Genomic DNA, 20,332 nt, shown 5'->3' with positions numbered 1-20,332 from the left:
CCCTTCGGGGCGGACATGTCGCGGATCACCGTGCGGTCTGGACCACTGCGGTGTCAATACGGCGTCCGGGACGCCGCCGCGCCGCCCTGCCGGGCCGCGCGTTTGCGGAGCACGGCCCGGTTGTCCGTCGTATGCGTAAGAATTGAGTCTCGGGCCAGCGCACACGCCGGTGAGCCGTCCAGCCTTCCGGCAGAGCCAATCCGCAGATCTCATCGAGGGGCACGTATGTCCGGACTGATCGACACCACGGAGATGTATCTCCGCACCATCCTCGAGCTGGAGGAGGAAGGTGTGGTCCCCATGCGCGCCCGGATCGCCGAGCGGCTCGACCAGAGCGGGCCGACGGTCAGCCAGACGGTGGCCCGGATGGAGCGCGACGGCCTGGTGTCCGTCGCCCCGGACCGCCATCTGGAGCTCACGGAGGAGGGCCGCAGGCTGGCCACCCGCGTGATGCGCAAGCACCGTCTCGCCGAGTGTCTCCTGGTCGACGTGATCGGCCTGGAGTGGGAGCAGGTGCACGCCGAGGCGTGCCGCTGGGAGCACGTGATGAGCGAGGCCGTCGAGCGCCGCGTCCTGGAGCTGCTGCGGCACCCGACCGAGTCGCCGTACGGCAACCCGATCCCGGGGCTCGAGGAGCTGGGCGAGACGGACGGCTCGGTGCCGTTCCTCGACGAGGGCATGGTGTCGCTGGCCGACCTCGACCCGGGCGCCGAGGGCAAGACGGTCGTGGTGCGCCGGATCGGCGAGCCCATCCAGACGGACGCGCAGCTGATGTACTCGCTGCGCCGGGCGGGCGTGCAGCCCGGCTCGGTGGTGAGCGTGACGGAGTCCGCGGGCGGGGTGCTGGTGGGCAGCAGCGGCGAGGCGGCGGAGCTGGAGTCGGAGGTCGCCTCGCACGTCTTCGTCGCCAAGCCCTGACGCCGGCGGCCGCGGGGCACCGGGACCCAGGGGGCGAACGCTTTCCGCCCGCCGGACGCGAACGCGCCGAATCGGGCTCCGCCGCGGCCGGCGTTGCGCCGAATCGCAGCGTTCGCCCGGCCGGCGTGCGAGGCTGTCGCGTGAGGCATATGACCTGAGGGGTTCTTGGCCCGGTGGCGCGGAGGCCGCCCGGGCCGGGGAGGGGCGGGACGATGTGCCGTGACCATGTGAGGAGCCCCGGCGCCGCACGGCACCGGGGCCTGTCCTCCCCTGTGCTGACCCGGAGCCCCGAGCTCTCAGGGTCATTCCCCTCGGACCGGTTTCCCCGAGCGGTCCGCCTCCCACTGAAGATCTCCCCCGGGTCGCGCCGGTCAATCCCCGCGCGGGGTCACTCGAACGAGGGGTGTTGCCGGGCAGAAGAGCAATCTCGAATACGCATTCGATAGCGTGCGGCAGTGGCACGGGACAGAGACCGGCGGCCGGCACGGGCCGGAGCACCGGCGGCAGGCAGTGGCAGTGGGCAGGCAGCGAGCTTGGGGGGTGCCAGACCATGGCGCGACGCACCGATGTGACGGGGGCGGACGGCGTACGCCTGGCCGCCTGGGAGTTCGGCGACCCGGCCAAGGCCGGACCGGACCCGGGGGAGGCGGCCGCGCCGGACGCGCCCGGCGTGCTGTTACTCCACGGCCTCATGGGCCGCGCCTCGCACTGGGCGTCCACCGCCCGCCGCCTTTCCGCGCGGCACCGCGCGGTCGCCCTCGACCAGCGCGGCCACGGCCGCAGCGAGAAGCCCCCGGAAGGCGCCTTCACCCGCGACGCCTACGTCGACGACGCGGAAGCCGCCCTGGAGCAGCTCGGCCTCGGCCCCGCCGTCCTGATCGGCCACGCGATGGGCGCGCTGACCGCGTGGCAGCTGGCAGCCAAACGCCCCGACCTGGTCCGCGGCCTGGTCATCTCCGACATGCGGGCCTCCGCCCTCGGGGGCGCCTCGCAGCGCGAGTGGGCGGAGTGGTTCACGTCCTGGCCGCTCCCCTTCGCCACCCTCGCCGACGTGCGGAAGTGGTTCGGCGAGGACGACCCCTGGGTGGAGCGCCCCAACCCGGCCCGCGGCGAGTTCTACGCCGAGGTGATGGCCGAGTCCCCCGACGGCTGGCGCCCCGTCTTCGACCCCGGCCAGATGCTCCGCTCCCGCGAGACCTGGGTCCACGACGCCCACTGGGAGGAGCTGGCCCAGGTCCGCTGCCCCGCCCTGGTCGTCCGCGGCCTCGACGGCGAGCTGGGCCGCGCCGAGGCCCAGGAAATGGTCCGCGTGCTCCCCCGGGGCCGGTACGCCGAGGTCGCCGACGCCGGTCACCTCATCCACTACGACCAGCCCGAGGCCTGGCTCGCCGCGATCGAACCGTTCCTGGACGCCCTCGACGGGGAGTGAGCCCCGGAGCCCCGTCGCCGCCGGGGCCCTCACCCCTTGCTGACCGCCGTGACGATCTCCGGCAGGCGGGCCGCCGTCCGCGGGGCGGCCAGGCGGAGACCGCCCAGGGTGAGGAGGGCGCCGTAGGCCGCGCCGGCGGGGAGGAGGAGCCCGCGGAGAGTCTCACCGGACTCGTCGAGGTTCAGCCAGATGGTGAGGGCGATGACCGGGAGGCAGAGGAGGGCCGCCGCGATCATGCCGCCGAAGATGGAGATCCAGGCCAGGCCCACCTGGCCGGGGGCCACGTTCTTGTAGCCCTCCTGCGGGATGGAGTACGGGAACCGCGCCGAGGTCCACGCGCCCGTGGCGAGCATCGCGCCGAGCAGCGCGAAGGACAGGCCCAGCGCCTCCGGCAGCCGCGCCCAGTCGTCCAGCATCGCCGCCGTCAGCACCGTGACGAGCGTGGCGTACGGGAGGGTGATCAGCAGCAGCGCCAGAGCGCGGGCGCGCAGTTCGGCGTAGGCGTCGCGGGCGGAGGAGATGGTCATCGCGACCATCCAGAACGCGGACGTGTCCTGCCCGAACTGGTTGTACATCTGGATGCCGAGCATCCCGGCCGCGAAGCAGGCGAAGTACACCGAGCCGGTGCCCTGCCAGGCGTTGAACACCGGCACGATCAGGCCGATCGCCAGCGACGTCACCCACGCGGCCTTCGTCTTCGGGTCGCGCCAGATGTAGCGCAGGCTGCGCTCCATCACCGTGCCGGTCCTGCCCGGCGGCAGCAGGCGCGCGAGGCCCGTGGAGGGGCGGTCGCGGACCGTGAAGTCGCCCGCCTGGAGGGTGGAGCCGTCGGGCGCGGTCATCAGCCGGGTCAGGGTGCGCGACCACAGCGCGAGCAGCACCACGAGCGCCCCCGCGCTCACCACCAGCTGCGCCGCCGCAACCCCGTACGCCCCCTCACCGGCCGCGTGCACCGCGCCGATCGCCGACGCGCCCGGCAGCCAGCGCAGCACGTCCGCGACCGGGTCGAGCTGGTCCAGGCCCCCCGAACCCAGCCGCTGCGCGCCGAAGTTGACCACCTGAGCGCCGATCGCGACGACCAGGCCGCTGAGTACCGCCAGGTCACGCCCCTTGCGGCTGGTCAGCAGCCGTACGTTCGCCGCGGCCACCGCCCGCGCGAGCGCCACGCACACCAGCAGCGCCAGCGGCACGGCGACGGCGCCCACCGTCCACGCCGCCGCGCCGCGGGCGACGGCGATCACCGAACCGGCCAGCAGGCACACCGTGAACAGCGGCCCGATGCCCACCAGGGAGGCCACCAGCAGGGACCGCACCAGCGGCCGCGGACTCAGCGGCAGCATCACCAGACGGGTCGGGTCGAGCGTCTCGTCGCCGCCGGGGAAGAACAGCGGCATCACCGCCCAGCCCAGCGCCAGCACCGCCACCAGCAGCACCACCAGCGACTCCGCGCCGTCGACGCCGCGCAGCGCCACAAGGCCGAGCACCTGGAGCGCGGCGAACAGCAACGCGACGACGGCGGAGGCGATCCAGGCGGCGCGGCGGCCGCCGGACTGACGCAGGCCGTTGCGCAACAGGGACAGCTTCAGCCGGACGACGACCGGGGTGAGGGCGGGCGCGCTCACCGGGCACCGCCGCCCAGCCAGTCGAGGTCGGAGCCGGCGTCGCGGCTGTCCGCGCCGACCAGTTCGAGGAACGCCCGCTGCAGGGACGGCGCGTCGCCGCGCACCTCGGCGAGCGGACCGTGGGCGCGGATCCGGCCGGCGGCCATCACGGCCACCCAGTCGCACAGCGACTCGACCAGCTCCATGACGTGGGAGGAGAACACCACCGTCGCGCCGGAGGCGGTGTAGCGCTCCAGGACGCCCCGGATGGTCTGCGCGGACACCGGGTCGACGCCCTCGAACGGCTCGTCCAGGAACAGTACTTCGGGGTTGTGCAGCAGCGCCGCCGCGAGACCGGTCTTCTTGCGCATGCCGGTGGAGTAGTCGACGACGAGCTTGTGCTGGGCGCCCGCCAGGTCGAGCACGTCGAGCAGCTGGGTGGCCCGTTTGTCGACCTCCTCGCCGGGTAGCCCGCGCAACCGGCCTGTGTAGGCCAGCAGTTCACGCCCGGACAGCCGCTCGAACAGGCGAAGTCCCTCCGGCAGCACACCGATCCGGGCCTTCACCTGCACCGGGTCGCGCCACACGTCGTGCCCGGCGATCTCGACGGTGCCCTGGTCCGGGCGGAGCAGCCCCGTCACCATGGACAGGGTGGTGGTCTTCCCGGCGCCGTTCGGCCCGACCAGTCCGATGAACCGCCCCGCGGGCAGCTCCAGATCGATCCCGCCGACGGCGACCTGCTCCCCGAACCGCTTCCACAGCCCCTGCACGCGTACGGCAACAGCGCCCACCACGTCTCCCTCCGTCAACTCCCGAGCCTACGGGGGGCGGACCTCGGTACGAGGGCCCGGGGAGCGGGGCGGCGCTCCCGTCACCGGTCCCGGCCGCAGGCGTACGCCAGCGACGGCACCAGCTCCCCCGCGTCCGGCAGCCAGCGGTTCTCCTGGGTCGGCCGGCGGGCCCACTGCACGGCCCCGTGCCGCCCGACCCGGGTCGGCGGCGCGACCACGTACGAGCCCTCGCCCAGGACGACCAGGTCGAGCGACGACGCCGTCCAGCCGAGTGCGCGCAGCAGATCCGGAAGCTTCGCCGCCGCTCCGGGCAGGACGAAGAACTCCGTGCGCCGGTACGGCGTCAGGGTCACCGGGCCGGGCGTGAGCCCCATCCGCTCCATCCGCGCCAGCGCCAGCAGACCGGCCGTCTCCGGCACGGAGATCGCGTCGAAGGCCCGCCCCGTGGGCAGCAGGACCGAGGCGCCGGGCCGCTGCTGCCACATCCGCCGCGCGGCACTGGCGCTCCCGGTCGCCAGGTCCGCCCAGCCGGGCTCCGCCGGGTGCGCGCCGGGGGCGGAGCACGCCGCGTCACCGCACGAGCAGACGTGGACGCCGTCGACGACCTCGGTCCAGGTGCCCGGCACCACGTCCCAGTGGCGCTCCTCGGCACAGCGCACGGCGGTGTCCAGCAGCGATTCCCCGCGCTGCTTCGGGATCTGTACGGCGTCGGCGCCCGCGATCGTCTCTTCCACGATGAACACAACTTCACCCGTCACCAGGGGTTACGCCCTGCCGGATGCGCGGGGGAGGGGCATCGGACCCGTCTCCGGGGCGCATGGGTGCATCCATGGGGGCGCGCGGGGGGATCCGCCACCGCATCGGGGTAACCACGAGGGGGGTCGGCAACCGTCGATACCCCGGCAATTCTCACATGTCCCGCATTGTCGGTATGTCGACGGGGCATTGATCCTCCCGGCCGGATGTCTCGCCGGGACGACGTGAGACGTACGGCCGCGGAAACCGTCAACCCGGTGCGTGGGCAGGCACCGCAGCCTCAGGGGGTACGCCATGGCCGCAAGGCCGCTCGTCGCCCGGCAGCCGAACGAACGGCTGCAGGCGCTCATCCAGGAAGCCGGATGCTCCAACGCCGGACTGGCCCGCAGGGTCAACATGTGCGGCGCGGAGCACGGCCTCGACTTGCGCTACGACAAGACGTCGGTGGCCCGCTGGCTGCGCGGACAGCAGCCGCGCGGCCGGGCGCCGGCCGTCATCGCCGAGGCGCTGGGCCGCAAGCTGGGCCGCACGGTCACGATCGACGAGATCGGCATGGCCAACGGCAAGAACCTCGCGTCCGGGGTCGGCCTCCAGTTCTCGCCGACGGTACTGGGAGCGATCGAGCAGGTCTGCGAGCTGTGGCGCAGCGACGTGGGGCGGCGGGACTTCCTGTCCGGGTCGTCCGTCGCCGCCTCCGCGCTGGTCGAGCCCAGCCGGGACTGGCTGATCTCGGCTCCCGACGGGCAGGTCGCGCGCACCACCGGCCCGCGCGTGGGCCAGTCGGACGTGGCGGCGGTGCGCTCCATGACGGAGGCGCTGGTCGCGCTGGACCACCAGTACGGCAGCGGGCACGTCCGCCCGGTCGTGGTGCACTACCTCAACAGCGTGGTCTCCGGGATGCTGGCGGGGTCGTACCGCGAGGCGGTGGGGCGCGACCTGTTCGCCGCCGTCGCCCGACTCACCGAACTGGCCGGGTACATGGCCGTCGACACCGGCCAGCCGGGCCTGGCCCAGCGCTACTACATCCAGGCGCTGCGGCTCGCGCAGGCCGCCGGGGACCGCGGCTACGGCGGGTACGTGCTCGCCGCGTCCATGAGCCACCTCGCCGCGCAGCTCGGAAACCCGCGTGAGATCGCCCAGTTGGCGCGCGCGGCCCAGGAAGGCGCACGGGGGCGCGTGACACCGCGCGCGGAGGCGATGTTCCTCGCGGCCGAGGCCCGCGGGCACGCGCTGATGGGCGACGCCCCGGCCGCGCACGCCGCAGCGGGCCGCGCGGTGAGCGCCCTGGAGGCCGCCGACCCGGGCTCGGGCGACGACCCGCCGTGGATCGCGCACTTCGACGCGGCGTACCTCGCGGACGAGTTGGCGCACTGCCACCGCGACCTCGGCCAGGCGGAGGCCGCCGCGCGGTACGCGCGGGAGTCGCTGGACGGCCACCCGCCCACCCGCGCACGGCGCCGGGCGATCGGCCATGTGCTGCTCGCCACCGCCCAGGTGCAGCAGCGCGAGATCGAACAGGCCTGCGCCACAGGCCTGAAGGCCGCCGAACTCCTGGGCGGGCTGCGCTCCAACCGGGGCGCGGAGTACCTGGAGGACCTTCAGCAGCGGCTCGAGCCGTACCGGGAGGAGCCGGTGGTAAGGGAGTTCGGGGCGCGGATGGAGTTGCAGACGGCGGCGTGACGTACGCGACACCGCGCGTTCGACGGGACCGGGACGGGACGCAAGGGAAGGAGAGGGACGTCAACGGCCTGCCGTGACCGGGATTTGTTACCGCGCTCACAGGGCAGGAGGCCGGGTCCCGTGCTGCGTGGCACCGGGCTCCGGGGACCCGGTAGCGTGAGCCCGATTCACAAGGTCCCCCATGGGTAGGAGTCCCGGTGACGCAGAGTGGACAGGGCGAGGAGCCCTCGGCGCGCCAAGCGCGCGAAGGCATCGTGCTGCCCTCGGACGGTGGTGAGCCCCTGCTGCCGGGCATGACGTCCGGTCCGGTCGCGCCCGGCGGTACGGACGGCCCGCCCGCCGGCGGATACCCCGCGTCGGCGCCGCCCGGCGGCCAGACCTGGGGGAACCCCTGGGGCCCCGACCAGCAGGCCGCCTCCCCGCCCCCGGGCCAGGAGTGGCCGTCCGCGAACGACGGGCAGTGGCAGCAGCCGGCCGCGTCCGCGTGGGACACGGGGGGCCAGGGGCAGGGCGGCCCGCAGCACGGTCAGTACGGCGGGCAGCCGCAGCACGGCCACCAGCAGCACGGCGGGCAGCCGCAGGGCGTGCAGGGGCCCGGGCCGCTGCCGCCCGAGGGGGCTCCGTCCCAGGGCGGCCACCTGGCCGGCGGGCACGACACCTACGGGCAGGGCGGCGGGTACGCCACGGACGGGTACGGCCAGGCCGCCGGAGGCGCCGCCGCGTACGGCGGGCACACCGCGGGCGGCCCGCTGCCCCCGCAGCACGGTTCCGGCTACGGAGCCCCCGGCGGCGGGTACGGCTACCCGCCCGCCCACGCCGCCCCGCCGCCCCCCGCGCCCGGCGCGGACGAGGGCGCCACGCAGGTCATCCCGCCGGTCCCGGCCGGAGGCGCCGACGAGGGCGCGACCCAGTACATACCCCCGGTCGCCCCGGGCGCGCTGCCGCCCGAGATGCCCGCCGCGCACGACGCGGAGTCCACCCGCAACCTCGGCATCGCCCAGCAGCCGGCCGGGCCGGACGCCGAGCCCACCCAGTTCATCGCCCCGATCACCGACCAGGGGCCCCCGCCGTACGGCGCCGCGCAGGGCGACGCGGGCCGGCAGCCGCCCGCCGAGTTCGACAACCTCTTCCGCAGCGACGACGGCGCGGCCGGCGCCACCCAGCAGATGCCGCGCATGGACTACGGCCGACCCGCCCGGGCCGACCGCACCCCGCCCGGACCGCCCGCGCCGCCCGCCTCGGGCCACGGCGGCGGACGCGGTGGACGCGGCGGCGGGGGCAACGGCGGCCCGCGCTGGCCGCTGATCGCCGCGGTCGGCGTCGGCCTCGCCGTCGTCGGCGTCGGCGCGGGCGCCCTGCTCGGCAGCGGCAGCAAGGACGACGACGGCAGCGCCAACCAGCCCGTCTCCGCCACCGCGCCCGCGAGCACCGAGGCCTCGCCGTCGCCGAGCGTCGACCCGGCCCGGGAGCAGGCCGTCGAGCTGGACAAGCTGCTCGCGCACAGCGGCGACAGCCGCAGCAGCGTGATCAACGCGGTGGAGGACGTGAAGGCGTGCCGTGACCTCGGCCAGGCCGCGTCCGATCTGCGGGAGGCCGCGAAGCAGCGGAAGCAGCTCGTGACCGACCTGTCCCAGCTCTCCGTGGACAAGCTGCCCCAGCACGAGGCGCTGAGCGAGGCGCTGCGGAAGGCGTGGAAGGCGTCCGCCGCGGCCGACGACCACTACGCGCGGTGGGCGGACCAGACCCAGGGCAAGAAGGGGTGCAAGAAGGGGCAGGCCCGCGTCACCGAGCAGACCGCCGCGGGGAACCGGGAGAGCGGGACGGCCACCGAGCAGAAGAAGAAGGCTTCGGAGCTGTGGAACGCGATCGCCCGCGAGTACGGGCTGACCGAGCGGGCTCCCACGCAGCTGTAGGGCGTCCTAGAGCGCTGCTTCCTTCAGCGTGGACGTCACGTCCGTGAAGCCGTCCGCCGCTGTGGTGAGGCGGCCGTTGCGCACCTGCTGGAGCGTGACGTTCGCGTTGACCAGGCGGGGGAGGCCGATGGAGGCCAGGGTGTCCTGGAACTTCCAGCGGAGGGTGGGGGTGAGGTCGCCCGTGGTGACCTTCAGGCCGCCGTCCAGTGCGGCGCTCACGGTGTCCGCGGTGACCTCGCCGTCCCCGAGGGACTCCACCGCCTGGCGGAGCACGGTGTAGGCGATCCACGTGGTCTGCACGCCGGCGTCCCCCGGGTCGATGCGGTTGTCGCCGAAGGCCTCCGCCCGGATGACCTCCTTCATCGGGTCCCAGCGCGCGTCCCCCGCCTCCGGGTACCAGCCGGTGACGTACGCCCCCTCGTACGGTCCCGACGCCCCGCCGGAGGCGTCCAGCACCGTCTGGTCGACGCTGCCGAGCACGGTCGCGGTGCGCACCTCGGGGTGCTGGGCGCGGGCGCGGCGGAAGGAGTCCATGAAGGTGCCGGTGCGGTCGCCGAGCGCGGGCACCACGCAGCCCTTCTCCCCGGTGCCGGTGGCGGCGTGCTCCAGCGCACGCTCGGCGGCGTCGCCGTAGGAGGTCGCGGCCTCGGCGGCGCGCAGGTCACCGGCCGGGTCGTGGCCGCCCGCCGCGAGGCCGGAGTCCAGCAGCGGCGGGAGCTGGTCGCCCGCGATGGTGTCGGGCCGGACCAGGGCGACCGGACCGCACGCGTCGGCGAGGGTGCGGCCGAGCCCGGCGAGCAGCGCGGGCTGTCCGCCGTTGACCGGGTAGGACAGCGGACTGGTGAACTCGTCGTGGGTGAGGCCGTAGCCGCCGATGTACGGGATGCCGGCGGTCTCCAGCGTGGGCAGGAAGGCGTCGCCGTGCTGGCTGTAGGAGCCGACCACGGCGACGGCGTTCTCCGCGACCGCGCGCCGGGCGCAGCGCGCCGCGGCCACCGCGTCGTCGCGTTCGTTGCAGGTCAGCACCTTCAGCGGGCGGCCGTTGATGCCGCCGTGGGCGTTCACCCAGCGGCCGTAGGCCTCGGCGAACGCCGGCATGCCGGGTTTGTTGGTCGCGCCGGTGTTCTCGGGCGCCCAGGTCATCACGGTGATCGTGTCGTCCCCCGGGCCCCCCGTGACTCCGGGGACGACCCCGCAGCCGGCGAGCAGCGCGGCGCAGGCCGTCAGCGCGCCTGCGGCCAGGGCGCCGGCGCGGGCGGGCCGGACGAGGGAGCGGGGGAGGACGGTGCTGCGGATGCGTCGCCTGCCGGTCATGTCCCCGCACCATTCCCTCACATGGCGAACCGTGCCGTGACGCTCGGTCGACGGGAGGTGACGCGGAGGTGAATTGCGGGGGCCCGTCCGGCGCGTTCGGAGCGGAAACGTACGATCGACGACCGTGCAAGGTTCGGAGAACTCTTCCCGTCGCGGCCGTCGCTCCTCCACCATGGGCGGCATGCCACTCAACGACATGCCGTGGTGGCGCTGGCGCAGCAATGTGCGCTCCGCGCTGCACATGCTCTCCGACCCCGGCTTCCAGCGGGACGTCTGGCTGGCCGGTGTGCCCGGCTACGGGGACGTCACCGACGCCGTGTACCGGCTGGTCGAGGACACCTGGCTGGACAACTGGTCCGCGGAGAAGTACGTCGGCACGATCTTCCGCGACTCGCAGGAGGCCGCGCTCGTCGACACCGCCGTGCTGCGCGTGCTGCGGATCATGCACCAGGTCGGGCCGGACGCCCCGGTCGCCGCGTACCTGGAGCACGAGGGCTGGCCCGAGGCGGTGCGCGCCGCGCGCGACGCGCACGTACGGATGGCGGCGAGCGACGGCGACGACCCGGACGCGGCGCCCCGCACGCTCGAGGCGCTGCGCATCATGACCCGTTCCGCCTAGCGGGACGACCGGCCGGGCGCCGGTCCGGGTGTGCGACCCTTTCCCCCATGAGCGAGCAGTCCACCCGAGCCGCGGCACCTGCCGACCAGTACGTCCTCACCCTGTCCTGCCCCGACAAGCAGGGCATCGTGCACGCCGTGTCCAGCTACCTGTTCATGACCGGCTGCAACATCGAGGACAGCCAGCAGTTCGGCGACCACGACACGGGTCTGTTCTTCATGCGCGTCCACTTCTCCGCCGAGGCCCCGGTCACGGTGGACAAGCTGCGGGCGAGCTTCGCGGCGATCGGCGACTCCTTCCAGATGGACTGGCAGATCAACCGGGCCGACGAGAAGATGCGCATCCTGCTGATGGTCAGCAAGTTCGGGCACTGCCTGAACGACCTGCTGTTCCGGGCGCGGACCGGCGCGCTGCCCGTGGAGATCGCCGGGGTGGTGTCCAACCACACCGACTTCGCCGAGCTGGTGGCCTCCTACAACATCCCCTTCCACCACATTCCGGTGACCAGGGACACCAAGCCGGAGGCCGAGGCGCGGCTGCTGGAGATCGTGGGCGAGGAGGAGGTCGAACTCGTGGTCCTCGCCCGCTACATGCAGGTGCTCTCGGACGATCTGTGCAAGCAGCTGTCGGGGCGGATCATCAACATCCACCACTCCTTCCTGCCGAGCTTCAAGGGCGCGAAGCCGTATCACCAGGCGCATGCGCGGGGTGTGAAGCTGATCGGTGCGACCGCTCATTACGTCACCGCGGATCTCGACGAGGGGCCGATCATCGAGCAGGAGGTCGAGCGGGTGTCGCACGACGTCACGCCCGACCAGTTGGTCGCCGTCGGGCGGGATGTGGAGTGCCAGGCGCTGGCGCGGGCGGTGAAGTGGCATGCGGAGCGGAGGATTCTGCTGAACGGTCGCCGTACGGTCGTGTTCGCCTGAGAGGCGGTCCCTTCTCGCCGTCGGCGGCTGCGGGTGCGTCGTGGTTCCTCGCGCAGTTCCCCGCGCCCCTTGAGGCGCTGCGGTGAACGTGCCCCGAAGGGGCGCGGGGAACTGCGCGAACGGCCCAGGACGGCCCGCAGCCGCCGACGAAGCACAAGGCGCCCTTACATCCTGCTCAAGCTCGCGGCAGCGAACAGCACATCCCTGATCGCCTCGCGGTCGCCCTCCTGCCCGGCGGCAGCCTCGGGCGGCGGCACATGCCCCGCCGCCAGCCGGCAGAACTCCGCCCCGTCCAGGGCGACATGAGCCACCTCGTGCTCGGCGGACCCCTTCGCCGCCGGCGAGTCCAGCGGGATCAGCCACTCCCCGCCGCCGGACCCCTCGATCTCCAGCCGCAGGCTGCGCCCCGGTTCCCCGGCCGCCACCAGCCGGCGCTCCACGGGGGCGGCCAGCCCGTGGTGGCGGCGGTCCTCCAGGACCAGGGGCAGCAGCCGGGCCGCGAGATCCACCATGTCGTGCAGATGGCGTCCGGCGGGCGGGTCGTAGGGGTAGTCCACCGCCTCGGCGATGTCCTCCGCGTGCACCCAGCATTCGAAGGCCCGGTCCAGCATGGCGTCGTGCAGCGGCAGCGCGAAGTCGCCGTAGGGGACGGTCGTGCGGCCGGTGTCGCCGCCGGTGAAGGAGACCGTGCGGACCAGCCGGTGGCTCTGCTCGCGCCAGGGGCCGCGGACGGCCCGGGTGGGCGGGAAGCGGGCGGCCCGCCAGTACGCCTCCGTGCGGCCGGACGGGGTGGGGCGCTCGGGCCGGACGTCGCCGAGCGGGTCCTGGAGGCCGAGGGCGACCGCGACCAGCCCGTCGACGGTCATCAGATGGGCGATGACCCCGGCGACGGTGGTGCGGCGGCTGCTCACCTCGTCGCCCTCGTACCAGCGCAGCCGCACCGGCGCGTGCCACTCGTTGTCTCCGAAGTCCTGGAGCAGCGCGTCGAGCCGGGCGGTCTCGGCGTCGTAGGCGGCGGCCCACTCGGGGACCGGGATGCGCGGAGGGCGCCGCTCCAGGCAGCTCTCCAGGACACGGGTGCGCAGTACGGGCTTCAGGTCGAGGCTCTCGGGGCGCTGGAGGAGGCCGACGGCCTCGCGCAGCCGCAGCGCCTCGTCCGCGCAGGGGCCGCAGTCACCGAGGTGTTCCTCGACGGCGTCGGCCTCGGCGGGCGCGCAGGCGGCCAGCGCCCAGGCGCCCAGCAGCGACTTCAGCACCTGGTGCTCCGGCCCCGGGGGCAGCTCGTCCGGCCCGGCGCCCAGGGGGGTGCGGTCGTCGTACGGCCCGGGGCGGCGCCCGCTCACGCGGCACCTCCGATCCGGGGCGGTGCTCCCGGCGTCCCCGCGTCCTGGGCGGTGGCCAGCAGCTGGAGGCCGAGGCGCAGCCGGCGGCGGGCCTCCTCGTCGGTGACGCCGAGGTCGGCGGCGGTCTGCCGGTAGTCCCGGCGCTGGAAGTAGGCCAGTTCCAGCGCGGCCCGCAGGGGGGCGGGCATGGACTGGACGATGTAGTCGGCGCGGGCGGCCACCGTGGCGTGCCGGACCGTGCGCTCCAGGTCCTCGGTGGTGCCGGGGCCGCCCCGGGCGAGCGCGGCGGTCCCGGTGGTGCGCAGCCGCTCCACGGCCAGCCGGTTGGTCAGGGCGGCGAGCCAGCTGCGCAGGGGGCCCTGCCGGGGGTCGTAGGCGCCGGGGTGCTGCCAGACGTGGGCGAAGACGTCACGGGTGACGGTGTCGGCCGCGTGTTCGTCACCGAGGACGCGGTGGGCGAGGCCGTGCACCAGGGAGGCGAAGCGGTCGTAGAGCTCGCCGAGGGCGGCCGCCTCCCCGCGGGCGAGCCGCTGCTGCATCGTGCGGTCCCAGCGGGGCGGTACGGTCTTTTTCTGCATGCGGCCCCTCACCCCCTGTTCGTCCCCCGGGCCCCGGGGTGGTCGGTGCCCGGGGCCGGCGTGTGACCGGCGACGCCACGAATGTAGTCGCCATGGACGCGCGTGCACGCCCCTTTGTGGCAATGTGCGCCCCTCGCGGCGCCTTCCGTGGTAGAGGGTCGCCCGCGCAGGTCGCACGGCGTGCGGATCATGTCTGCCCCATGACGCGTCGATCGGAACCGATCGAATCGGATCGATTGCGACCGAAACAAGCCCTTCCTGTTCGGTAACCGTTTCCGGGGCTGCGTTTCAGGGCACGGCCGGTGGGCAGCCGCGCAGCAGGGAAGCGTAGGCGTTGCTTCCGTTTCGGCGACCGAGGGGCGTGGTGGTGAGCTTCAAAGTGACCGACCAGGAGAACGGCGAATGGGCCGTCCTCCGGGTCTGCGGCGAGCTGGACCTGGTGACGTCCCCGGTGCTGCGGCAGCGGGTGCACGACGTCGTGGCCGAGGGGCGGCACCGGCTCGTCCTCGATCTCTCCGAGGTGTGGTTCTGCGACTCCAGCGGGGTGGGCGTGCTCATCGCCTCCCGCCGGCTGCTGCGCTCCTGCCAGGGCCGGCTCCGGCTGATCCTGCCCGCGCGGGGCGCCGCCGACGGCAGCCACGTCAACAAGGTGCTCGGCGCGCTCGGGGTGCGCCGTCTGTTCGAGATCCACCCGGACGTGCCGTCCGCCGTCGACGAGGACGCCCGCCCGCTCCCGGCCTGAGCCGCCGCCCTTCTCACCCCGCGGCCCGCGCGTGGTCCCCCTCACACGTGTCACACGTGTGTCCCGGTGTTCCCCCGGTCCTGGTCCAAGCGGTGCTTTCCGGCTCCCCCGCGCCCTCTCACCCCGTACGCTCCCAGCGAGACGACCCCTCCGACCTAAGGCGGCCTGAACAAGACATGGTCACCAGCGAGTACGAGCGCAGGATCGCGGCCCGCTTCGCCGGCTTCGACCAGGACGGCAACGGCTACATCGACCGCGAGGACTTCATGGCGGCGGCCAAGGCGCTGCTCGCCGAGTTCGGCACGGCGGCCCGCTCCGACCGGGGCCAGGCCCTGTACGTCGGCGCCGAGGCGTTCTGGCAGGGCATGGCCGGCATCGCCGACCGGGACGGCGACCAGCGCATCACCCGCGAGGAGTTCGTGACCGGCGCGCTCAAGCGGCTGCGGGACAACCCGGAGCGCTTCGCCGAGATCGCCCGGCCCTTCCTGCACGCGGCGCTCGCCGTCGCCGACACCACCGGGGACGGCGCGGTCGGCGTGGAGAACACCGCGCGCGTGCTCCAGGTGCTGGGCATCGAGGGGGACGTCGCCGCGGAGGCCGCCGCACAGCTGGACACCGACGGGGACGGACGGATCGGCGAGGAGGAGATCGTCTCCGCGTTCGCCCGCTACTTCACCGTCCCCGAGTGACGCGCCGGACGTCCGTGTCACCGATCGTGGCATTTTCCTGATCACGGAGCGTCCGGAAGGCTTCGGGCCGGACGAGTTCCTTCGTCACGGCCCGGAGTCGGGGCGCGGCCCGGTACGTTGTGCGGGATGCGAGTCGTCGTGAGCGCGCACCGTGGCCGGGCCGCCCTCGGGGCGGATGCCCGAGGGGCCGTGCCTGCGGCTGCTCGTGGGGCCAACCGGCCGTTCCCCACGCTGCGTTCGAGTCCGCGCGGCGAGCGTCGCACAGTATGCCGTACGGGTACTCCTTCGCGCTGGAATATGCCCGAAGCGCTTGTTGAGGTGACTGTACGTCAACCAAGCTGTCCTACAAGGGAGTCACGGTCCGTGATCCCGGTCCCGGCCGTTGTTCTGGCCATGCGAAAAATGGCTAGGATCGTGGCCCTCGTGAGGCGCGAGTCCAAGTGTCCGCCGGTTCGGATGGTGTGAGCGGTGCAGGTGCTTCAAGTGCAGCTGGAGATCCGGCCCGACCCCGCTGAGGTGGGGCGGGCCCGGCGCTGGGCCCGCTCACGGCTGGCCGGGTCCGGCATAGGGGCCGACGAACCGCTGGCCGAGACGCTGATCCTGCTCGTCTCCGAGCTGGTCACCAACGCCGTGGTGCACACCGGCTGTCCGGCCGTCCTGCGACTGTCGCTGCCCGGCGCGGACGCGGCCGAGGAGGTCACCGTCCGTCTGGAGGTCGCCGACCGCAGCGGCCGCGCGCCGGTGCCGCGTTGCGCCGGCGACGAGGCGACCGGCGGACGCGGACTCGCCCTCGTCGACGGGCTGGCCGACCGCTGGGGCTGGAGCACCGAGGGCGCCGGCAAGCGCATCTGGTGCGAACTCGACCGCTGCGGCGCGGCGTCCGACGCCGCCCGCGCCTCCTGCGGCGGCGGCGCGGTGCCGTACGACGGGCTGGCGTACGAGGCGGTCTGAGCGCTCCGCGGTCCGACGGTTGCCGCGTCTTCGGGGAGGCACAGGTGCACGGCGGGACGGCACTCCGGTGCCGTGCGTGATCCGGTGCGCCGGGTGTGCTCCCGTGCGCCGAGCCGATGAAACAGGCAAACGCCGCAAACTCCGCACAGCGCTCCGAAACGGTGTTGACGTGGCGTGACCGGGTGATCACGCTGGACGTCAGCGATTCGCCGCGAGGGGACGGCGAGGGCACCGCGACGGGGGTCCTCGGCGAGTGTGGGTCGTGATCCGGCGCGTGCCTCCCGGGGGCGGGGGACCTGGCGGGGCCGCCGGAGCCGAAGGGCGGTGCGGGGCTGCCGTGCCCGGGGCGGGCGGCGCCGCACCGCCGCGGGGCGTCCGTTTGTCCACAGCCTGTGGACAAACGGACGCGGGGGAGGGGCGCTCAGCCCGCGACCGCCGCCCCCTCCCCGCGTTCCGAGGCCGCGCGGAAGGTGCGCCGGTAGGCCGTGGGGGTCACGCCGAGGGCCGCCTGGAGCCGGGCCCGCATGGACTGGGCCGTGCCGAAGCCCGCGTCCCGCGCCACCTGGTCCACGGTCAGCTCGGTGGCCTCCAGCAAGTACCGTGCCCGCTCGACCCGTTGACGGGTGAGCCACTGGCCCGGACTGACCCCGGTCTCCTCCCGGAAGCGGCGGGTGAAGGTGCGCACCGACATCGACTCCCGCTCCGCCATGTCGCGCAGCTGGATCGGCTCGTGCAGCCGGCCCAGCGCCCAGGCGCGGGCGCCGCTCGTGGACGCCTGCTGCGGATCCGGCACCGGACGCTGGATGTACTGCGCCTGGCCGCCGTCCCGGTGCGGCGGCACCACCGTGCGCCGGGCCACGTCGTTGGCGACGGCGGCGCCGTGGTCGCGCCGCACCATGTGCAGACACAGGTCGATCCCGGCCGCCACACCCGCCGAGGTGAGGATGTCGCCGTCGTCGACGAACAGCACGTCCGGGTCGACGTCGATCTTCGGGAACAACCGCTGCAGCCGCTCCGCGTCCGCCCAGTGCGTGGTGGCGCGGCGCCCGTCGAGCCGGCCGGCGGCGGCGAGGACGTACACCCCCGTGCAGATGGAGGCGATGCGGGCCGCCGGCGGGATGCGGCCGAGCGCGTCCGCCAGTTCGTCCGTCAGCTCGCCCCGCTCGAAGACCGGGCCCAGCTCATAGCAGGCCGGGATCATCACCGTGTCGGCGGTGGCCAGGGCCTCCGGGCCGTTGGGCACGTGGACGGTGAAGTCGGCGTCCGTCTCCACCGGTCCCGGCGGCCGGACCGAGCAGGTGACCACCTCGTACAGCGGGCGCCCCCGCTCGTCCCGGGGGCGGCCGAACACGCGGTGCGGGATGCCCAGCTCGAACGGCAGCAGCCCGTCGAGGGCGAGGACGACCACGCGGTGGGGCCGGTGACCGGCGGGGGAGTGGAGCGGCTCGGCCGGGTCCGACAGCATGGCCCGATCCTAGCGAATGCTGTCCCTCGGGCCACTCGTTGAAGGGGACATGCTTCCCCGAAGCTGTACGGCGTGACCACGACCAGCAAGACCGCCGCCGTCGGGCCGCCCGCGAGCGGCCGCACGCCGACCCGCCGCCGGGTGCACCGCGCCTGGTTCGTCGCCGCCGTCACCTTCGTGACGATCATCGGCGCCGCCGCCTTCCGCGCCGTGCCGGGGCTGTTCATCGACCCGCTGAACGAGGAGTTCGGCTGGTCGCGCGGCACCATCGGCGCCGCGGTCTCCGTCAACCTGGCGCTGTACGGCCTCACCGCCCCGTTCGCGGCGGCGCTCATGGACCGCTACGGCATCCGCCGGGTCGTCGCGGTCGCGCTGACCGTGATCGCGGCCGGCTCCGGCGCCACCGTGTGGATGACCGCCGCCTGGCAGCTGATCCTCTGCTGGGGCCTGCTGGTGGGCCTCGGCTCCGGCTCCATGGCGCTGGCCTTCGCCGCCACCGTCACCAACCGCTGGTTCACCGAGCGGCGCGGCCTGGTCAGCGGCATCCTCACCGCCGCGTCCGCCTCCGGGCAGCTGATCTTCCTGCCGCTGCTGTCGTGGATCGTCGACCGGTACTCCTGGCGTCCCGCGGCCGTGACGGTGGCGCTCGCCGCGCTCGCGGTGGTGCCGTTCGTCTGGCTGCTGCTGCACGACCACCCCGCCGACGTCGGCCAGAAGCCGTACGGGGCCAAGGAGTTCGTGCCCAAGCCGGCGCCCGTGCCCGGGGCCGCCCGGCGCACGCTGGCCGTGCTCGCCTCCGCCGCCCGCACCGGCCCGTTCTGGCTGCTCGCCGGCACGTTCGCGATCTGCGGCGCCTCCACCAACGGACTGATCCAGACCCACTTCGTGCCCGCCTCGCACGACCACGGCATGCCGATCACCACCGCCGCGTCCCTGCTGGCCGTCATCGGCGTCTTCGACGTGGTCGGCACGGTGGCCTCCGGCTGGTTCACCGACCGCTTCGACGCCCGCAGGCTGCTCGCCGTCTACTACGCGCTGCGGGGCGTCTCCCTGCTCTTCCTGCCCCTGCTGCTCGCGCCCTCCGTGCACCCGCCGATGCTGCTGTTCATCGTCTTCTACGGCCTCGACTGGGTCGCCACCGTGCCGCCCACGCTCGCGCTGTGCCGGGAGCACTACGGCGACGACAGCCCCATCGTGTTCGGCTGGGTGCTGGCGTCGCACCAGGTGGGCGCGGCCGTGGTGGCCTTCGCCGGCGGCCTGGCGCGGGACGCGTTCGGCTCGTACGACGTGATGTGGCTCGCGTCGGGCGCGCTGTGCGCGGCGGCGGCGCTGATGGCGCTGGTGATCCGCAAGCGGCCGGCGGTCCTGCCGGCGGGCTGAGCAGCGCCCCGTACCGCCCGCGCGGGTCAGGCGCCCGGCAGCCGGGACGCCTTTCCGCCGCGGGCGACCGCGCGGGCGATGCGCTGGGCGTCCAGCGCCATCTCCCGGAGGTTGCCGCTGATCGGGTTGGTGAAGCCGGTGAAGTACAGGTCCGGGGCGCCGGCCGGGGTGCGGGCGCCGTGGACCACGGGTCTGCCCCGCTCGTCCAGCACCCCGAGGCCGCCGACCAGGCCCTCGAGACCGCGCTCGTACCCGGTGGCCGCGATCACCGCGTCCGGGGCGACGCGCCCGCCGTCGGCCAGCAGCACCTCGTTCTCCTCGAAGCCCTTCACGGCGGCGACCACCTCCACCGCGCCCTTGCGCACCGCGTCGATCAGACCGACGTCCTGCACGGGGATCGCGCCCTCCAGGACGCGGCTGTAGAGCCCGGTCTCCGGGCGGGGCAGGCCGTGCTCGGACAGGTCCGGCACCGCGATCCGCGCCTGGAGGCGGCTGATCCGGTCCACCAGCGGCACCGGCAGCCGGCGCACCAGGATCCCGGAGTACTGCGCGGGCCAGCCGGCCGTCGAGCGGCGCACGATGTGCGGCGGGGTGCGCACCGCCAGCCGCACCCGGGAGGCGCCGCCCTCCACCAGGTCCACGGCGATCTCGGCGCCCGTGTTGCCGACGCCCACCACCAGCACGTCCCGCCCGGCGAACGGCTTGGCGTCGCGGTACCGCGAGGCGTGCAGCAACTCGCCGGTGTACGCGTCCCGTCCGGGCCAGTCGGGGATGCGCGGGGTGTGGTTGAAGCCGGTGGCGACGACGACCGCCGCGCCGGTCAGCTCACGTCCGCCGGTGGCGCGCAGCAGCCAGCCGGTGCCGTCGGGGGTGCGCTCGACGCGGGACACCTCGACGCCGGTGACGATCTCCAGGCGGTGGTGCTCGGCGTACTTCTCCAGGTAGCGGACCACGTCGTCGCGCGACGGCCAGCGTCCGAAGCGGCGGGGCATCGGCAGGCCGGGCAGGGCGGACCGGCGCCGGGTGGTGTGCAGGTGCAGCCGGTCGTAGTGGCGGCGCCAGGAGTCGCCGATCCGCTCGGAGCGCTCCAGCACGACGGCCCGCACGCCGCGGGCGCGCAGGGCGTACGCGACGGACAGCCCGCCGGGGCCGCCGCCGACGACGTAGACGGGGCGGTCCGCCCGGTGGGGCGCGGTGGGCTGCGCGGACGTGGTGGAGTCGGCCATGACCGCGA

18 protein-coding genes are annotated in these 20,332 nt (G+C 74.3%); 10 read left to right on the top strand and 8 right to left on the bottom strand.

Annotated features, from left to right (window positions below):
- The first annotated feature begins 225 nt into the window (after window positions 1-225).
- Both ACP7TJ_RS13890 and ACP7TJ_RS13885 read left to right on the top strand, forming a co-directional pair.
- A complete protein-coding gene (locus ACP7TJ_RS13890) occupies window positions 226-918 on the top strand; it encodes a metal-dependent transcriptional regulator (protein ID WP_093768954.1) in 693 nt (230 codons plus the stop codon).
- A gap of 550 nt (window positions 919-1,468) precedes the next feature.
- Window positions 1,469-2,347, top strand: a complete 879-nt coding sequence (locus tag ACP7TJ_RS13885) for an alpha/beta fold hydrolase (RefSeq protein WP_427763348.1) — start codon at window positions 1,469-1,471, stop codon at window positions 2,345-2,347.
- 29 nt (window positions 2,348-2,376) lie between these two features.
- On the opposite strand, the gene ACP7TJ_RS13880 is transcribed toward ACP7TJ_RS13885, so the two are convergent.
- From ACP7TJ_RS13880 to ACP7TJ_RS13870, 3 genes are all read right to left on the bottom strand, one after another.
- A complete protein-coding gene (locus ACP7TJ_RS13880; protein WP_427763346.1) occupies window positions 2,377-3,969 on the bottom strand; it encodes a transporter in 1,593 nt (530 codons plus the stop codon).
- Window positions 3,966-4,757: an ABC transporter ATP-binding protein gene (locus ACP7TJ_RS13875; RefSeq protein WP_093768951.1), complete on the bottom strand. Its 792-nt coding sequence runs from the start codon at window positions 4,755-4,757 to the stop codon at window positions 3,966-3,968. Before ACP7TJ_RS13875 ends, ACP7TJ_RS13880 begins: the two co-directional genes overlap by 4 nt.
- Before the next feature lie 62 nt (window positions 4,758-4,819).
- Window positions 4,820-5,482: a bifunctional DNA primase/polymerase gene (locus tag ACP7TJ_RS13870; protein ID WP_189911041.1), complete on the bottom strand. Its 663-nt coding sequence runs from the start codon at window positions 5,480-5,482 to the stop codon at window positions 4,820-4,822.
- A 307-nt stretch (window positions 5,483-5,789) separates the two neighbouring features.
- Here ACP7TJ_RS13870 and ACP7TJ_RS13865 point away from each other — a divergent pair, with 307 nt between their 5' ends.
- Window positions 5,790-7,175: a transcriptional regulator gene (locus ACP7TJ_RS13865; protein ID WP_093768949.1), complete on the top strand. Its 1,386-nt coding sequence runs from the start codon at window positions 5,790-5,792 to the stop codon at window positions 7,173-7,175.
- 197 nt (window positions 7,176-7,372) lie between these two features.
- Window positions 7,373-9,088 carry a hypothetical protein gene (locus tag ACP7TJ_RS13860; protein ID WP_427763344.1) on the top strand — a complete coding sequence of 572 codons (1,716 nt, stop codon included), beginning with the start codon at window positions 7,373-7,375 and terminating at the stop codon, window positions 9,086-9,088.
- Between the two features lie 6 nt (window positions 9,089-9,094).
- Here the strand turns inward: ACP7TJ_RS13860 and ACP7TJ_RS13855 are convergent, their stop codons facing one another.
- Window positions 9,095-10,402: an ABC transporter substrate-binding protein gene (locus ACP7TJ_RS13855; protein ID WP_093768947.1), complete on the bottom strand. Its 1,308-nt coding sequence runs from the start codon at window positions 10,400-10,402 to the stop codon at window positions 9,095-9,097.
- Window positions 10,403-10,574: 172 nt separating this feature from the next.
- On the opposite strand from ACP7TJ_RS13855, the gene ACP7TJ_RS13850 reads away from it, so the two are divergent.
- On the top strand, window positions 10,575-11,021 hold the full coding sequence (locus ACP7TJ_RS13850; protein ID WP_093768946.1) for an SCO4402 family protein: 447 nt from the start codon (window positions 10,575-10,577) through the stop codon (window positions 11,019-11,021).
- A 47-nt stretch (window positions 11,022-11,068) separates the two neighbouring features.
- Window positions 11,069-11,950 carry a formyltetrahydrofolate deformylase gene (purU, locus tag ACP7TJ_RS13845; protein ID WP_093768945.1) on the top strand — a complete coding sequence of 294 codons (882 nt, stop codon included), beginning with the start codon at window positions 11,069-11,071 and terminating at the stop codon, window positions 11,948-11,950.
- Window positions 11,951-12,114: 164 nt separating this feature from the next.
- On the opposite strand, the gene ACP7TJ_RS13840 is transcribed toward purU, so the two are convergent.
- Together ACP7TJ_RS13840 and ACP7TJ_RS13835 are read right to left on the bottom strand one after the other, a co-directional pair.
- The gene (locus ACP7TJ_RS13840; protein WP_387584510.1) at window positions 12,115-13,293 is read right to left on the bottom strand and encodes a maleylpyruvate isomerase N-terminal domain-containing protein; all 1,179 of its coding nucleotides are present in this window, start codon (window positions 13,291-13,293) and stop codon (window positions 12,115-12,117) included.
- Complete coding sequence (locus ACP7TJ_RS13835; RefSeq protein ID WP_427763341.1) at window positions 13,290-13,871, bottom strand: sigma-70 family RNA polymerase sigma factor; 582 nt, start codon at window positions 13,869-13,871, stop codon at window positions 13,290-13,292. The genes ACP7TJ_RS13840 and ACP7TJ_RS13835 overlap by 4 nt, the downstream gene beginning before the upstream one ends.
- Before the next feature lie 361 nt (window positions 13,872-14,232).
- On the opposite strand from ACP7TJ_RS13835, the gene ACP7TJ_RS13830 reads away from it, so the two are divergent.
- The 3 genes from ACP7TJ_RS13830 (at window position 14,233) to ACP7TJ_RS13820 (ending at window position 16,253) form a co-directional block, all read left to right on the top strand.
- Complete coding sequence (locus ACP7TJ_RS13830) at window positions 14,233-14,613, top strand: STAS domain-containing protein (RefSeq protein WP_093768942.1); 381 nt, start codon at window positions 14,233-14,235, stop codon at window positions 14,611-14,613.
- 176 nt (window positions 14,614-14,789) lie between these two features.
- Window positions 14,790-15,302 carry an EF-hand domain-containing protein gene (locus tag ACP7TJ_RS13825; protein ID WP_093768941.1) on the top strand — a complete coding sequence of 171 codons (513 nt, stop codon included), beginning with the start codon at window positions 14,790-14,792 and terminating at the stop codon, window positions 15,300-15,302.
- Window positions 15,303-15,785: 483 nt separating this feature from the next.
- Window positions 15,786-16,253: an ATP-binding protein gene (locus ACP7TJ_RS13820; protein ID WP_176710922.1), complete on the top strand. Its 468-nt coding sequence runs from the start codon at window positions 15,786-15,788 to the stop codon at window positions 16,251-16,253.
- 421 nt (window positions 16,254-16,674) lie between these two features.
- On the opposite strand, the gene ACP7TJ_RS13815 is transcribed toward ACP7TJ_RS13820, so the two are convergent.
- Window positions 16,675-17,718 carry a GlxA family transcriptional regulator gene (locus ACP7TJ_RS13815; protein ID WP_367548149.1) on the bottom strand — a complete coding sequence of 348 codons (1,044 nt, stop codon included), beginning with the start codon at window positions 17,716-17,718 and terminating at the stop codon, window positions 16,675-16,677.
- Window positions 17,719-17,790: 72 nt separating this feature from the next.
- Between ACP7TJ_RS13815 and ACP7TJ_RS13810 the strand changes: the two genes are divergently transcribed.
- Window positions 17,791-19,098, top strand: a complete 1,308-nt coding sequence (locus ACP7TJ_RS13810) for an MFS transporter (RefSeq protein WP_193459154.1) — start codon at window positions 17,791-17,793, stop codon at window positions 19,096-19,098.
- 26 nt (window positions 19,099-19,124) lie between these two features.
- Here ACP7TJ_RS13810 and ACP7TJ_RS13805 read toward each other — a convergent pair whose 3' ends face one another.
- Window positions 19,125-20,324, bottom strand: coding sequence for a flavin-containing monooxygenase (locus tag ACP7TJ_RS13805; protein WP_427763336.1), 1,200 nt, complete (start codon window positions 20,322-20,324; stop codon window positions 19,125-19,127).
- Window positions 20,325-20,332 lie beyond the last annotated feature (8 nt).

The organism is Streptomyces sp. DSM 41931 (assembly GCF_050271085.1).
In the GTDB taxonomy this organism is placed as follows: Bacteria; Actinomycetota; Actinomycetes; order Streptomycetales; family Streptomycetaceae; genus Streptomyces; species Streptomyces albogriseolus.
This window is presented reverse-complemented; position numbering and strand designations above follow the sequence as displayed.

What these genes read in the sequence shown, in the direction of transcription:
- ACP7TJ_RS13805 (WP_427763336.1), bottom strand. Translation starts at nt 20,324, where the DNA reads ATGGCCGACTCCACCACGTCCGCGCAGCCCACCGCGCCCCACCGGGCG.
- ACP7TJ_RS13815 (WP_367548149.1), bottom strand. Translation starts at nt 17,718, where the DNA reads ATGCTGTCGGACCCGGCCGAGCCGCTCCACTCCCCCGCCGGTCACCGG.
- ACP7TJ_RS13855 (WP_093768947.1), bottom strand. Translation starts at nt 10,402, where the DNA reads ATGACCGGCAGGCGACGCATCCGCAGCACCGTCCTCCCCCGCTCCCTC.
- purU (WP_093768945.1), top strand. Translation starts at nt 11,069, where the DNA reads ATGAGCGAGCAGTCCACCCGAGCCGCGGCACCTGCCGACCAGTACGTC.
- ACP7TJ_RS13825 (WP_093768941.1), top strand. Translation starts at nt 14,790, where the DNA reads ATGGTCACCAGCGAGTACGAGCGCAGGATCGCGGCCCGCTTCGCCGGC.
- ACP7TJ_RS13850 (WP_093768946.1), top strand. Translation starts at nt 10,575, where the DNA reads ATGGGCGGCATGCCACTCAACGACATGCCGTGGTGGCGCTGGCGCAGC.
- ACP7TJ_RS13835 (WP_427763341.1), bottom strand. Translation starts at nt 13,871, where the DNA reads ATGCAGAAAAAGACCGTACCGCCCCGCTGGGACCGCACGATGCAGCAG.
- ACP7TJ_RS13890 (WP_093768954.1), top strand. Translation starts at nt 226, where the DNA reads ATGTCCGGACTGATCGACACCACGGAGATGTATCTCCGCACCATCCTC.
- ACP7TJ_RS13865 (WP_093768949.1), top strand. Translation starts at nt 5,790, where the DNA reads ATGGCCGCAAGGCCGCTCGTCGCCCGGCAGCCGAACGAACGGCTGCAG.
- ACP7TJ_RS13885 (WP_427763348.1), top strand. Translation starts at nt 1,469, where the DNA reads ATGGCGCGACGCACCGATGTGACGGGGGCGGACGGCGTACGCCTGGCC.